11 protein-coding genes and 3 pseudogenes are annotated in these 15,270 nt (G+C 51.7%); 13 read left to right on the forward strand and 1 reads right to left on the reverse strand.

The window, feature by feature from the left end:
* Position 1 precedes the first annotated feature (1 nt).
* The 12 genes and pseudogenes from RF641_RS11425 (at position 2) to RF641_RS11480 (ending at position 13,931) form a co-directional block, all read left to right on the forward strand.
* On the forward strand, positions 2–1,498 hold the full coding sequence (locus tag RF641_RS11425; protein ID WP_424573208.1) for an FGGY-family carbohydrate kinase: 1,497 nt from the start codon (positions 2–4) through the stop codon (positions 1,496–1,498).
* Between the two features lie 28 nt (positions 1,499–1,526).
* Positions 1,527–2,777, forward strand: a complete 1,251-nt coding sequence (locus RF641_RS11430; protein ID WP_082344901.1) for a phospholipase D-like domain-containing protein — start codon at positions 1,527–1,529, stop codon at positions 2,775–2,777.
* Positions 2,778–3,349: 572 nt separating this feature from the next.
* A pseudogene (locus RF641_RS11435) lies at positions 3,350–4,584 on the forward strand (IS3 family transposase).
* Positions 4,585–4,604: 20 nt separating this feature from the next.
* Positions 4,605–4,799, forward strand: coding sequence for an LPXTG cell wall anchor domain-containing protein (locus tag RF641_RS11440; protein WP_424573259.1), 195 nt, complete (start codon positions 4,605–4,607; stop codon positions 4,797–4,799).
* Between the two features lie 435 nt (positions 4,800–5,234).
* Positions 5,235–5,513, forward strand: coding sequence for a response regulator (locus tag RF641_RS11445; RefSeq protein WP_220668565.1), 279 nt, complete (start codon positions 5,235–5,237; stop codon positions 5,511–5,513).
* Positions 5,489–5,797, forward strand: a pseudogene (locus tag RF641_RS11450) (IS481-like element ISAar28 family transposase); the annotation flags it as partial. The gene RF641_RS11445 and the pseudogene RF641_RS11450, both read left to right, overlap by 25 nt.
* Before the next feature lie 283 nt (positions 5,798–6,080).
* The gene (locus RF641_RS11455) at positions 6,081–6,263 is read left to right on the forward strand and encodes an FDLD family class I lanthipeptide (protein WP_424573209.1); all 183 of its coding nucleotides are present in this window, start codon (positions 6,081–6,083) and stop codon (positions 6,261–6,263) included.
* A 105-nt stretch (positions 6,264–6,368) separates the two neighbouring features.
* A complete protein-coding gene (locus tag RF641_RS11460; RefSeq protein WP_424573210.1) occupies positions 6,369–7,652 on the forward strand; it encodes a lanthionine synthetase LanC family protein in 1,284 nt (427 codons plus the stop codon).
* 86 nt (positions 7,653–7,738) lie between these two features.
* Complete coding sequence (locus tag RF641_RS11465) at positions 7,739–10,723, forward strand: lantibiotic dehydratase (RefSeq protein ID WP_424573211.1); 2,985 nt, start codon at positions 7,739–7,741, stop codon at positions 10,721–10,723.
* A 59-nt stretch (positions 10,724–10,782) separates the two neighbouring features.
* Positions 10,783–12,516 (forward strand): ABC transporter ATP-binding protein, encoded by a 1,734-nt coding sequence (locus RF641_RS11470; RefSeq protein WP_424573212.1) that lies wholly within the window; start codon positions 10,783–10,785, stop codon positions 12,514–12,516.
* 279 nt (positions 12,517–12,795) lie between these two features.
* Positions 12,796–13,590, forward strand: coding sequence for a Clp protease N-terminal domain-containing protein (locus RF641_RS11475; protein WP_424573213.1), 795 nt, complete (start codon positions 12,796–12,798; stop codon positions 13,588–13,590).
* Between the two features lie 32 nt (positions 13,591–13,622).
* Positions 13,623–13,931 (forward strand): hypothetical protein, encoded by a 309-nt coding sequence (locus RF641_RS11480; protein ID WP_424573214.1) that lies wholly within the window; start codon positions 13,623–13,625, stop codon positions 13,929–13,931.
* A gap of 189 nt (positions 13,932–14,120) precedes the next feature.
* Here the strand turns inward: RF641_RS11480 and RF641_RS11485 are convergent, their stop codons facing one another.
* Positions 14,121–14,828: a DNA-binding response regulator gene (locus RF641_RS11485; protein ID WP_424573215.1), complete on the reverse strand. Its 708-nt coding sequence runs from the start codon at positions 14,826–14,828 to the stop codon at positions 14,121–14,123.
* 244 nt (positions 14,829–15,072) lie between these two features.
* Between RF641_RS11485 and RF641_RS11490 the strand changes: the two are divergent.
* Positions 15,073–15,268, forward strand: a pseudogene (locus tag RF641_RS11490) (ISL3 family transposase); the annotation flags it as partial.
* Positions 15,269–15,270: the final 2 nt, after the last annotated feature.

The raw sequence follows: 15,270 nt of genomic DNA on the forward strand, positions 1-15,270 counted from the left end.
TATGACTTCAGCAAACACAGGACAAGCATCAAAGGATACGCCGATATCCGTGACTCTCGGATTTGATGTGGGGACCTCTAGCAGCAAAGGAGTGCTGGTCGATTCGCAGGGGAATATCCTTGCGCAGGCAACAAGATCGCATGAGGTTTCACGGCCAGAACCTGGATGGCATGAGATGGATCCCGAACTCTGGTGGGAAGAATTTCAGGATATCTCGCGCGAGCTACTGGCACATGGACACTACAAAGTCGCTGCGGTAGGCGCTAGTGGCATGGGACCCTGCGTCGCCATCGCAGACCGCCACGGAGTGCCCTTACATCCAGCTATCCTCTATGGAGTAGACACCCGTGCAACCCAACAGATCCAAGCCCAAAATACACTGCTGGGTGCCGAAGATATTTACACTCGCTGCGGGTCCTTCCTGTCATCGCAATCTGTTGGGCCGAAGCTGCAATGGCTTGAGGAGAATGAATCCGAGTCATTTAAAGAAGCCCGCATGTTCTTCATGCCTTCGAGCTGGATCGTCTACCGTTTAACCGGCCAATACGTTTTGGACCATCATTCAGCGAGCCAATCCACACCTCTATATGATCTGTCTTCAGCAGGCTGGTACGAACCATGGTTTGAGAAGATCGCGCCTCAGATCAATAGGCCTCGCTTGCTCTGGCCCGATGAACAAGCAGGAACCATTACTGCTGAAGCGGAACTTCAAACTGGAATTCCTGCCGGAACTCCAGTGATCGCCGGCACCGTCGATGCCTGGGCCGAAGCCATTTCTGTGGGAGCAACTCGCACGAATGACACCATGCTCATGTACGGCACAACCTTGTTTATAGTCCACCACACTCAGCGATCACTGCGTCACCGCTCCCTATGGAGCACCGCAGGAACAAGACCCGGTGCCTACTGCTTGGCCGCTGGGCTAGCGACTTCCGGAGCAATCACCCAATGGATCCGCGAACTAACCCACACTGACTATGAAAACCTGTTCCGAGCAGCCGAAAAAAGCGGGCCGGGCGCTAAAGGCCTCGTTATGCTCCCCTACTTCAGCGGCGAACGAACACCCCTCCACGATCCCCAAGCCCGGGGAGTGCTGGCCGGCTTGGAGCTGTCTCATACGCAAGGTGACATCTTCCGCAGCGCGCTGGAAGGAGTTGGCTACGCAGTACGCCATAACTTGGAAACGTTCCAGCAAGCTGGCGGAACAACACAACGAATGTTCGCAGTTGGCGGTGGAACAACGAGCAAGCTATGGCCACAAATTATCAGCGAAATCCTCGGGACAGAACAGATCATCCGCAAGTACGCCATCGGTGCCAGCCTGGGTATGGCATTTCTTGCAGCCTCGCTGTTCACCGATCCAGACATCGAACGCTGGAACCCCGTTCTGTATAAAACACAACCCATCAAAAATCCGGTGTACGAAGCCAGATACCAACAATTCCGAGATTTGTATCCTGCAACGAAGAATATCGTCCACGATCTGTCCCGGAAATAATTCCGGTCAAAGACAATAAGGATTTGCCATGAAAATTCCAACCAAGATCAGTGCCCTAGCATTGGCTACGACGTTGTCGGTAACTGCTATCCCAGCGGCGAACGCCCAATTGGCAGGTTTGAGCACTTCGCGTTCCACCAATCTGCAAGAAGCTACCTACAAGCAAGCTGAGGTGCCCTGCGCACAAGCGAAGGAAGTACAGGTCGAAACAGGTGCAGTATTCAGTGATCCACTCCAGAACAGGGCAGGAGCTGTTGCCGAACGACTATGTTCCTACTTCAAGCAAGCTGATACAGGTTCAACGATCTCACTAGCAGCTTTCGTCATTTCTGGCGCATCTGGTGAAGACTATGTCAATGAACTTCTGGCTGCCTACCAGCGAGGGGTCAATGTCCAGGTAGTTATCGACGGCTGGCAAATAAGTTCTGCTCCCGCAGCACGGTTGATTGATGCCCTAGGCACAGACATTAAAGCAAAGTCATGGGTCGCCGTATGCAAGCACGAATCCCCTGAAGGAAATACTTCATCGTGCCAAGGCACCAAAGGGATGCACAACAAGTTCGCCTTGTTCTCCTCCGTTTCAAATGAGCGAAACGTCGTAGTCCAGTCATCAGCCAACGTCACGGACGTCAACCATACAAGCTACTGGAACAACGCTCTGACCGTGAAGGGAGATGAGAAGCTCTACCGCGCATACAAGAAGTACCACAAGGACCTTTCTAAGATGACGCAGGATCCGGACTACTACAAGGAGCATCATTCACGCGGTGAAGATGGATTCAGTGTCGCCCGGTTTTTCCCGTCTGGCTCACTGGATCCAGTGAGCGAAAGACTCTCCCATCTAGATTGCATAGCAAATGAGACGACGATTGCGGTTGGGATCAGCGAATGGGACTCGACGCGAACAGCTATCGCAGAAGAGCTTGCCAGACTTAGTAATGCCGGTTGTAACGTATCAGTTGTCGCTGGTCCTGTAGCGCCCAACATTTCAAAGATCTTGAACAACTCACAAGTTCCCTTAGGCGACTTGTCTCAGACAGACACTACCGGTCGGATCCATTCGAAATTCTTTGTAGTAGACAAGGCCTACGACGATTCCAGACCTAACCAGCATGGCCCGAGCTCATTCGTTTTCACCGGAAGCCACAACTATAACGAAACAAGCCTCAAGCGCAACGATGAAGCAATTCTCGAACTGCATAATCAACACGTTGTTCAGCAATACATGGAAAACACCGAACGCTTATGGGAAGCAACCCTAGAAGCGGAAGACTCCTAAGACGTGGGACGCAGATTCCACTACGGCATAAGAGAATTAGATCAGGGGTAGACCAAGGGATGCAGCGTCCAGGATTCGTTGGATGTTGCATCTCTTTGTCTCAATTCTCCTGTAGGAGGCGCAACCTGCCAGCCCTTGGGGGAAACTGACAAGTTCCAATAGGCTTCGCCAATATTGGGGACCTGAACGGTTCTCCCACCCACTGGTTTAGTCTGCGCATGCAGCAAACGGGTCTATCTCAATTGGCGACCTGCTTTTCCGGCTCAACTGCATGTTGAATCATGCACTCACCGGGAGATTGCGTATCGGATGAACTGTGAAAGACGCCTGCTGTAACTCACATAACCGGCACACCACCGTAGCTGGTTGCATCGCCCCTGCAAGCAACATCAAGAATAAAATGTGGATTGACGGATCTTCTCGCGGATACCACGCCCTCTCGCTTCCTACACGAGGCAAACCGTCTGCACCGTAAAGACCGTCATTGAATGAATGACACTGAGGTTAGCCTGAATTAGTGGACACCCGAACAAGCGGGATCACCCGATCCCACATTTGAGAGGATGTCACTAATGAGCAATATGAAAAAGCAACGCAGGTCCTTCACCGAGGAGTACCGCAGGGAAGCCGCCGGCCTGGTCATCGACACCGGACGCACCATCAGCGCGGTCGCCAAGGAACTGAACCTCGGCGAGCAAACACTGGGCACCTGGGTGAAGAAAGAACGATCCCGCCGAGGCCTGGACGGTGAGCCGACCGGAGCATTGGACGAGTCCGAACGTGAAGAACTCAAACGCTTGCGCAAGGAAGTCTTCGAACTGCGGGAGGACAACCGTTTCCTGGGAAAAGCGGCGTCCTTCTTCGCGTCGAAGCAACATCGGTCGAACGGTTCGAACTGATGCACGCGTTGAAGGATGAGTTCGCCTTGACCCGCATGGCGTCATTGCTTCACGTTTCGAAATCCGGGTACTACGCCTGGAGGCAACGCTAATCCGCTGGCCCGTCCCCGAGGGCTGCCGCGCAGCGGGCACGGGATGTGAAGGTCGCCAAGATCTTCAACGACTCCCATCAGACCTACGGGGCGCCGCGGGTGGCCGCGCAACTGGCCCGCGAGGGATCCCCGGCCGATCCCAAGACCGTCGCTGCTTCAATGCTGCGCCAGGGCATCGAAGGGATCAGCCCACGGAAGTTCACCCCCGTGACCACGATCCAAGGCGTTGACACGTACCACCTGCCGGATCGGGTGCGCCGTCAATGGGACCAGGGAGCCTTGGACAAGGTCTGGATCAGCGACATCACCTATCTGCGCACCAATGAGGGCTGGCTGTACTTGTGCGCAGTGCGTGATGGCTGCTCCCGCCGGGTGCTGGGCTGGGCGCTGGATAGCGTGCAGAACACCGATCTGGTGGAACGGGCCCTGCGCATGGCCAGAACCCTGCGCGGACAGATTCCGGGTCAGGTGGTGTTCCACGCGGACCGTGGCTCGCAATTCACCTCGGCCCAGTTGCATGAGGTGGCCATTGAGTTGGATTTGCTGCAGTCCGTTGGGCGCACGGGCGTGTGCTGGGATAACGCCATGAGCGAGTCATTCTGGTCGACGTTGAAGACCGAATTCTATGACCGCTACCGATGGGCTACCCGGGCGGACGCCAAGCAGAAGGTCGCGTGATGGATTGAGGATTTCTATGACCGACGCCGGCTGCATTCAAGTCTGGGGATGGTTCCTCCGGTGGAGTTTGAGCAGCTGCTTCGCAGCCAGCAGGAACGCGTTGAGCAGCATGGGACCGCGCTAACGCTGGCTGCATGAGCTAGATCACGTGTCCACTAATTGCGGGGAACCCCACTGCATCAGGGAGAGAAGTAGTTGAAAAAACTGAAGTTGCCTCGTCCAAATCTACGCAGGTAGAAGGTGAGCTTGCCGAAACAGGAGCCAACGCCTCGATTACTATCGTTGCCGGTGGCCTGTTGCTGGCCGCAGCGGGTATCGCACTGACCATGTCGCGACGTCGGAACAAGCACTAAACATTCAGTAGGTAGGTCATCCGTCTGACCCTGCAGAGATTCTTCTTGGGCAGGCGGCGATGAATCCGCTACCCAGGGCGCTGTACCAATCATGTGATTGGTACAGCGCCCTGGGTTTTTCTCCCACCAGCATTGGTTCCCCGTTCTTTCTGATGTCCGTATCGTGTGGAAAAGGGGCAGAACCCTTTCGGATGCCAGCAAATTTTGAACAGTTCTGAGAACCATAGTGCTAATTCGTTACCGGTTCTGAACGGTTCAATTCGCGGCTCAAAGAATCATTAGGTAGACGATACAGAGAGATTCGGGGGAGGACAGAACATATACTTCGTCTCATAGCTGCGCAACATAGTGTACTGGTAGTGGAAGATGATGCAGCTCTCTCCATGATGCTCAAGGAATTGTTCGAAGGTGAAGGTTACGAGGTTGTAGTTGCTCGTGACGGGCAGCGGGCTTTGCAGCTCGGGTTTGGCCGTCACTTCGTTGTCTTGGTTTTCGATCGGGGGTCTACCCATTATCGAGGGGCTTGATATTTTAGAGCGTTTACGGCGAAAAGGCATTAGTTCTCCTGCACTGATTTTGTCGGCTTTGAGCAATCCGGCGGATAGGGTTGAGGGTCTTGACCGTGGGGCGGAGGACTATCTAGGTAAGCCACCACATTTGAGGACACCAGCCCGACTGCGGGCAAGGACGCGGCGGCGAGCCCGGAACCGGTGAAGCTCGGTGCCACGCTGCGGGCCGAACTGATGGAGCCTGCCGGCAGCCAGCTGATGCGCGTGAACAAGAACCGGTGCTTGAAGGTGGCTGGCGCCTAGCTCTATCTGGGCAAGCTACTGCGCTCAACGTTGGTGAAAGTCCTCTGGGACCAAGCGGAGCTGATGGTGATCTCGATGGATGACGAGCTGATCACTAAATACGACTATCCGTTCCCCGCTGGGGTGACGTACCTGAGCTTGCGGCATGCGAAAGAGAAGTTCCAGAACACGCCTGACGTGAAGTGACTGTTACCGATGTCTCGAGACATCACACCTCTTATTTATAAATGGCGATACACGCTGACTATGACTAGCAAAGTGCCGAATCTACGTGTCAGCCGTATCTGGCTCCAAATTATAGATCAATAAATTTCTGATGGAAATGACCAAACGGATAAACTTTTTTAACCTTCCATTGAATGTATTTATTGATATATGTGGGTAGATTTTCACATCAGGGAACATAATGTTGCCTCACGGCGGATAGATGCTGTGTCAGTGCCTGCGGGCTCAAAGTAAGGAACGTTGAATGTCGAACTATTCATCCAATCCGTTTGATCTGGACGTGCGAGTTTCCAAGCCTGGGGATGGCGATATCGCATCGCCTGCAAGTTGGACTCCAGCCAGATCCCGGACCATCAAGTGCACCAAGGCCACTTGCCGCTGCACAGACACGTGTGCGAGCTGCTCGCCTAATGGGATTTTCTGCTAACTCCGTAGACGCGTAGAAAGCTATCGCGGGGCTTGGCGTCGTTGTGCGACGCCAAGCCCCATTTCCCCGATTTGGAGTACCAAAATGCCTAGCCTCCCTCTAGCCTTGCAACGACACCTTGCAGCCGCCGGAAAAATGATCAGCGACCGACTCACAGTTCCCGCAAGTGTCGAAGCTATTAGTTATGCAGCTGCAGAAGCAAATAACTCGATTCGTATATGGGACGGAGTCACCTTAGCTAATGGTCATGCGGGGCTGGCCACACTCTTTGCGACACTAGCTGCAGAACCTCACTGGCAAGGAGCTAACTACCAAGCCGCGGCTGTAGAACATATGGCAGCGGCTATGCAAGCAACGACAAATGATCCAATTACAGGCAACGACTTGTATTCTGGTTCGTCTGGATTGGCATTCGCACTCAACCTCTGTGCAGAAGTCGAACCTCGATTCTCACGTGCTCGGGATGCGGCACGCCTAGCAGCGTTGAAGCACGGAATGGAAGAATACTCTGTTCAAAGAGCAGACGGTGTTGCCCCTGAGGATTACGACGTCATCAGTGGGCCTTCGGGATACCTTGGGTGGTTACTCAATTTGCCAATGGACCTCTCAGCCGACGCAATCGATATAGTCACGGATACCATGCTCAAGATTTTCGAAGAGGGGCCAGGCGACAGCTTATTACCAAAGTGGAGAATTCTTCCTGAATTAACACTCGAAGAGGAAAGGTTGAAGATCGCACCAGATGGCTACACTGATATGGGACTAGCTCACGGCATCCCAGGCTCCATGGCAGCGTTGAGCCTTCTTCCTGCACCCAGTCAACGAATAAAAGAAACAGTTTGGCAGTTGGCTCAATGGATTATTTCCCAGCGGAGCTCCGATATGTTCGGATTAAACTGGCCAAGCATAGTGCCAGTCGGAGAAGTACCCAAAGGTAATCAGTCCTGGAAACACAGCCGTACCGCGTGGTGCTATGGTAGCCCCGGCGTTCTGTCAGCGCTCTCACTTGCGCAAAACAGGTTTCCCGAATTTGAGCTCGGGGATTTGATCGCCGAAGGGACCCACGCATTGGCATCACGAGTGATTACTACGCAACAGTTCTCAACTCCAACCCTTTGCCATGGATCTGCCGGAGTAGCTGTTGTACTGCGTTATTTGCAATTCGAACAAAAAGAAGCGCTGCTCGAAGAAGCACTTCAGAGTGCATGCGAGCATCTGCTGTCTCACGTTGATGAGGATGCACCGTTTGGCGTCCGTGAGGTGGAGCCAGGAAATCAACGTGTGGACAATCCAACCTTATTGAACGGTGCAGCAGGCGTTGCACTTGGCATCCATGCTGTTCTATCGTCCAAGCGTCAGCCCTGGACACGAATGATGATGATTGGTTAATAATGAATATATCGTCAAATAACTTCCAACCACTCGGATTTGCGATGCTCAGGTCGCCTCTATTGCCAATCGATGATTTCATCCGAATGCTCGACGAGGAAAAGACAGAAGCTCAAATCGATAAGGAAGTGCTAAATAGGTCGCTTTTGGAACCTTATGCCTCAGCGCTCCGTATCAGTTCACCCTCGCTCTATGCATCGATGTCTTCAGACGGGCTTTCACCAAAGTCAAGTGCACGGCGTAGCTCATCGTTATACCGCTTCTTGGCTCGCGCCAGTACTCGCTCAACACCATATGGTGCCTTCGCCGGTGTAGGACTGGCGAAAATTGGAACTCAGACCTCATTAATTCGTGCTGACGGTATGAGACTGTTTGCTCGTCCAGATACTTCTTGGCTCATAGCGGTAAGCGAGGCTCTAACGAGCGTCGCCTCTCCCTCTTCCAGCACCTTGATAGCCAACCCTCAGCTACTTATCCACGGGGGTCGAGTAACCCTTCCATATGCAGACACTAAGGGAACTGCGGATGATCGACGTGTCGACGTCCGTTTAACGGAAGCCGTCGAAGCCGTCCTTTCTGCGTGTGACGGAGTCAGGGGGATCCATGAAGTGACCGAGGAAGTTCTACAGCAACACCCAAATTACCCTCGGGACTCTGTCGATGAATTGTTGAGTACATTAGTTGAGCTAAACATTATCTCTCCAGCCAGTCTTATCCGGGTTGGTAGCAACGAACCCGACCGACTGCTTCAAGAATTTGCGGCAGAGGTTAAGGAAAGCCATCCCATTGCTGAAGTTACAGCTAGTCTCAGGAAAATATCCCGGCTAACTTGCGAAACAGGCGAGAAGCTTCGATCCATTGAAGAGGCACAGTCCTATATAAGTCCGGGTAAACCAGGTGAGACAATCCAGATTGACGGATCATTAGAGTTGAATGATGCAGTTATTTCTGAAAAAACTGTACTGAAAATCAGGGATGCCGTTGAGGTTCTCTCTCGGATTGCGCCATCGCAACGCTCACCTCATTTAGAAGAATTTCACTCCCGATGCGTAGAACGCTACGGGATATACGCCGAAGTTCCACTAAAAGAACTAATCTCCGAGGAATCGGGCGTGGGCCCACCCAACGATTACATAATGCCTAGTCCCAAGGCTTGGCATCCACTCGCGCCATCGCCCCCGCCAACTGATTGGCAGAAGGTCTCTACGCGTCTAACGGCTGAAGCACTTATGGATGGCTCAACGAGCATAGATCTGCGTGCAGCGCTCAAACTCATGCCTGAAGTTGACCAAGCTCGATCATTGGTTCCATCACTCGACGTATATGCATCTCTTATAGCACCCAACACAGAAAGTACGGAAAAGTGGTGCGCTGCGCTAGCTGCCGAGGGAATTACTGAGGGTGGTCGAACATTTGGGCGATTCCTTCATCAACTGCCGGATAATGCAACTTTGGCTCTACGAGATCTCTATCAGCATGCCTACCCGGCTGACGATTTTCTCCTAGCAGAGATCCGTTATTTACCCACTTCGGGAAGAGCTGCCAATGTTACGACAGTCCCTTCTCTTACAGAAGCTGAGATCGTCGTTAACCTAGCGCCTTCGGATCCCGACGTTTCTGTCGTCGATTTAGATGATGTGCTTGTTTATCTAGCTAATGATAGATTCGCTTTCCGCTTGAGAGGAGATTCAAGGGAAATGAAAGCTGTGCAATCACATATGTTAAACCCGCAAATGGCACCCAATCCACTGCGGTTCTTAATTGAGGCAACGCAAGAAGCTAGCGGCATTCTGCCGTATCTAGACACCAGCCACCTGGGGTCACTCAGCTATGTGCCGAGGTTTATCGTCGACGATGTGATTGTCAGAGCTTCCCGATGGGTAGTCCGTGCAGAAGACAAAGTGTTTGATACCGCGCAGACGTTCGAAGCTTGGAGAGAGCGTTTTCGGGTCGCCCGGTATATTTATGTTACCGAAGCCGACAACCGATTATTAGTCGACTTGGACTCACCAATTGCGCGTAGAGAACTTGCGAGGGTACTGGAGCAAAAAGTTGAGTCGGACTCATCCGTCATCTTAGAAGAGTGTATCCCTCAGCCAGACGAAATGTCGCTCAGTGACCTTCGTGGTTCTTCCTATGCCCATGAACTGGTTATTCCATTCTTGAATTCATCATATAAACCACAGAAACTTATAACCGATGCCATTGCACGACAGTCGATTGAACGTATGGGGCATGGCTCGGTTGCCGAAAGAGCATATGGCCCCGGAAGTGACTGGACGAGCATTAAGGCCTATGCGCCATTCGAACGGCACGATGACATTCTCCGTGAAATCGTTGGTCCTACGCTTAGTACTTTGGATATCCCTTGGTTCTACGTCGAATATGCGGACCCTTACCCACACCTACGTGTGAGGGCACGGACTTCAATGGACGGACGCTCCGCCACTTCGCTAACGAATGCATTCGAGAAAGCCCGACTGAATGGAATCATCTCCAGGTTCGAAATCGGCACCTACGATCGCGAAATAGAACGTTATGGGGGGGCACAAACTATCGAGTGGGCAGAGAATCTTTTTTATGCATCTTCGCAGTTCAGCATCAAAGCCATTGAGCTCTCACACAAGAGGAAAATTGATCGGGAATGGCTCACCGTCCTTGCCCTAGAGATAATCGCCAGTCCTTGGGAAAGCGGTTCAATTTTGGATCTTAGCGGGGAGCCCACGATTGCCCCGGGCACTCGTAAAGAGTTCTACCGGATATCTCGGAGCTTGACAGAAATGCTTTCATATTGGCGCGGGGATAGCCTCGCCGAAGAAATTCGCGCTAAATTGGCAATAGAGGTTGAACACCTCCAGCGGAGCTCTCATTCTTTCCATGACGAAGTAACAAGGCGACTCGCAAACGTCGAGCTAATGAGTGACCCCACAAACATTATGGCTAGTGTGTTGCACATGCAATGCAATAGATTACTCGTAGGCGACCGGACAGACGAAAAGAAAGTTATGCATCTTTGGCATCTCGCTAGAAACGCAATTGCCAAGCGACCACTTAAGGTCGATTCACTGTGAAATTCTCTCAGAATGAGTGGGCTCGCGCCGGAAAGCTTCTGTGGCACGAAAGCCCCCTGATGACTATAGCGGTGATATTACTTACTTTTTTTTCAGGGCTAGCTCCGGCTGGAGTAATTCTTTTTACAGAGCGGACCATTACTGCAGTTGCAGGATCCCTTGATAGTGGTGAATTACAGTCAACTGCCATCACCTCCGCGAGTTTGTTAATTGCTATCACGATGGCTGCTTTTACCCTGAACATCATTGACTCTTACGTGCAGAGTCTCCTTCAAGTGAAGCTTTCGAACAAGATAAATCTCGATATTGTCCGGAAAGCAACTAGCCTTGAGCTGCAACACTTCGAAAGCTCTACCACCTACGATTCACTCCAGCGCGCTACCAGTGAAGCTGGAAGCAGACCGTATCAGTTGTTTGTCGATGCATTACGAGTTCTCAGTGGTCTCACTTCACTTTTCTCAGTTTCCGCGTTGCTTTTCGCCTGGAACCCCTGGATAGCAATTCTTCTTATCGTCTCTTGCCTACCTGCTTTCGCCGCTGAAATATTTTACGGTCGAGTCACTTGGAAGCTTGAACACGACCGAGCTGCAAAACGACGGTGGGCATCGTATCTTCAATTCCTAACCACAAACGATAGGAACGTAAAAGAAGTAAAATCATTCGGACTGGGCCGCCTCCTTATTCAGAGGGTGGCGGACATACAGCGTGGATTCTATGATGTCGATAAATCCGTAGAAGGTAGACAAGCAAAAGTCACTGCTTTGGCTGGGCTACTCAATGTCGCTGTTTCTGGAGTCGCGATTATCATAGCCGTTCGTTCTGCTCTTGAAATTGGAAATGTTGGCCAACTCGCAGGAACTATTGCTGCGGTAACCGCTGTACAGTCCGGTGCCTCAGGAGTCTTCGTAGGTTTAGGCCAGTTATTCGAACACAAGCTTTTCCTTGGCGAATTATTTTCGTTTCTTGACACACCACACGACGTCATAAAGTCGGGGACGAGGAGCATCCCCCGTGAGCTGAAGAGCGGCATCACTTTCGAGAACGTTTCCTTCACATATCCAGGAACAGACAAAGCAGTTCTTTCCAATATCAGCTTTACGGCAGCTCCCGGTGAAGTCATCGCTTTTGTGGGGCGAAACGGCGCGGGAAAATCAACGATCAGCAAACTTATTAATCGTCTCTATGACCCAACTAGTGGACGAATAATGTTGGATGGCCACCCATTGGCCGAGTATGACATCTCACAGCTTCGAAGTACGGTCGGCGTTGCATTCCAAGACTTTGTCCAATATGAGTCAAGCGTGCAGGAAAATGTCACATATGGAGCTGTCAATTATCTCGATGACAGGGTAGTCAGCGCCGTGGCATTGAACAGGGCCGGGGCGGACTTTGTAGATGAACTTCCATCAGGGCTCGAGACGCGACTTGGCCGATGGTTTGAAGATTCTCATCAGTTGTCAGGTGGTCAATGGCAACGCGTTGCTATCGCTCGCGCTTTGGCCGGAGACTCACAGATCATTCTTCTAGATGAACCGACGGCAGCTGTAGACTCTGAGACCGAAGCCCTACTTTTCCGCCGTCTTCGTGAAGTTACCCAAGGTGCAATTTGTTTTCTAATCTCTCATAGATTCTCCACCGTTCGAGCGGCTGACAAAATTCTCGTTCTAGAGAACGGCAACGTAGTTGAGATGGGAGACCATCGAACTCTCATGAATAATGGAGGCCATTACGCCTCAATGTTTGCCATTCAGGCCGAGGGTTATCAGGATGTGGAGACAAATACGCGAAAATGAGAGCAACCTAGGTTGACACATTAATGAGATCAGCGTAGGTTGGCAATTGTGGAACCAGAAGAAATTGCAGCTCGGGCTAAGAACATCTCAGAGCCCGCGGGTGGCCTGGTCGCTGTAAGTGCCCTACGCCGGATTGTCGATATGCTCGAATTTGAACAGGTGCAGGCAGCGGTGAAAAACGGACTCAGCTGGCAGGATATCGCCTACCACCTAGGTGTTAGCCGACAGGCTGTCCACAAAAAGTACTCACGCCGCGTAAGAAATGATTAACACGGAGGCATGTCCATGAATAAATCAATGACAACTGAGTCTCGCTTTATCGCCGAAGCAGCTGCCAAGGAATGCCAACTAATGGGATCGCACGAAATTGATGAAGACCATCTCTTTCTGGCGCTTCTGGTGTCGGGTGGTCCCGCTGCGAAGTTTCTCGTCGAGTCCGGAGTTGAACTCACCGCGGCACGCGCTTCCGCTAGTCGTCGGCTTGTAGACCTTGCCGGCAGCATCGGATTGAAGTTCACCGCTCAATCAGAAGTTTCCAGCGGCAGTGGGAATGTGGTGCCTAGCGTCGCGTGGTCCGCGCGTGCCCAAACCCTGATGAGGTCAGTGCGTGCCCATGACACGGATATGGCTCTTCTTGAGGAACTATGGGATTCACCTACCGGAACCACCCGCGATATCATTAACGGTTGCAGCATTCCGCAATTGGACCCGAAAATGGCCCTAGCTAGCTACCACACAGAAACAGATTTAGAAGGAACTTACGAGCAGATTGCCCCGGTCTCGTCTAAACAGATCAAGCAGGTTCTGAACCTCGAAGCAATGAAGGTCTTTGATAGCGGAGTTCCAGCAAGTTTTCAGCAAAACTCGAATGGAACTGTGAGCCTTGTAATGGGGCAGCGCGATAGAGAAAGGGAGACGGTGTTCGAGGTCATAGAAGGAAACCCCGCGCGGGTTCGCGCTTCTGCAGAATTCAAGCCCACAGCACTAGGCAAACTACTGACCAAACCAATCAATAGTTCATTACGCAACTCGCTCCGGAGAAAAGTCATGCTTATTATCCAAGCAGTCAAATAGTAACTCGACAGACGAAAGCGAGAACCGTAATAGTGGCTGAACATACTTCGAAGGGCACGGCGGATGATACATGGAAGGTCTCAATTGAACAGAAGGAAGACATGGCCCCTATTCGCCTACTAAAGACTGCTTGGGCAGTTTTTCTTAACCAGGCGTTGGGTGAAGGCGACGGTACTGCAAATGTCTATCAAGCAGTCGTTCGAGAAAAGCACTCTGGTGATGAAGTTTTAAGTACACCCCTGGGCAACCACGAAGATACAGCAGCGACCGTTTCTCAAATGCAGCTCGAGTTATCGACTTTGACCTCGTCTGAGTTTCTACGCCACTGGTCAACAAATTAGCATACATCCTAGCGAGCACAGGTGGCACCAGAGCCGCGAGCTGCGACTACAGCGGGTACACGGAGCGGAACCGCGATATCCCGAATCTATAATGCATAAGCAGGCCTCATTGTCATACCGCCAAGTCCAGAAACCCAAACGTTAGGATTCTGCATCTTAGCTCGGTCGATACGTAATGCATTCGTAGCTTCAGCTTCCCAACCTAAGGCTTTCAGGAAGCGATTTCACTAAGTCTTTGGCACGGATTGTTCCTGCATCACAGGCGAAGAGGGTGAGGTGAACGCGCTTGGTTATTCCAAGATCTGTGAAGATATCAAGCAGCCGTTTTTTTATTGCACCCTCACTCATGAACATTTCTCGCGCGATTTGAGAATTTGTCATTCCCAGAGCAACACGCTGGACTATGGCTTGGTCACGTGGATTCAGACTGCGCAGATAGGCTTTATAAAGACCTTCTCTCAAGGGATTTTTAGCGCATGGACCACCGCTCAGCGGTCGAATAAAAACCCAGTATCCCTCCGCTATCGCTCGAATATAGTTGGGCAGCTCTACGCCGATCATGTGTTTAGAAATAACACCAGCAATTCCTGAGTCATAAGCATCGTCTAGCACCTGCATGGTGGGATTTAACGTCAGAAGTGCAATTTTTGTCTCTGAAAAATTTGATACAACTTCTCGGAGGTATCGGTCTGACATCGGATCCGAATCGGGGAGACTAATTAGCAAAACATCGGGAGGTACAATTCCACGGTGCTTTAGATACTCTTCAAGAGAGAAAAAACAGTCCTCCACAAGTAGATCATTCGTTTCATTAAGTTGTGCTGCAACGCCCTTTCGGGAGAAACAGTCGGCATCAACGAGATGCACTCTAACTTGAGAGTCGGGCAGGGCGTTCATGGAGGCAAAGTCCTTCTCGGCGCAGAAGTTTCGATGAGTCTTGTTAGTATCCTATTGGTTCTGATGTAAATTGCATCTGATGTTTCTACTGAATCGCACCAGGTTTAATGGCCCTTCAGGATTGAGAGTGTAACCACTCCAACCCAACACCTCGGACCCTGGACGCGTCATCAAGACAATAAAAAGTCGAGGTCTTCCAAAAGACTGAAAGTTACCAGTCGAACATTCTCGAAAGACCTCGACGTTGCTCAATTGTACCTTCATCGCACCGGACCTTACGGCTTTCACTGACTTGGACCAGCTGGGCCTGACAGCGATGGGACGACAGATCAACGTGGTGAAAGCCGAAATCCTCTGCCATGTCACCGCCCCGAACCCTTGGCGCCGCACCTGCGGCGGCGGGGGAACACCGATAGATACCGTCACCCGCCAGCTCGCCCTG

The organism is Arthrobacter sp. 'calajunan' (assembly GCF_046940185.1).
Classification (GTDB): Bacteria; Actinomycetota; Actinomycetes; order Actinomycetales; family Micrococcaceae; genus Glutamicibacter; species Glutamicibacter soli.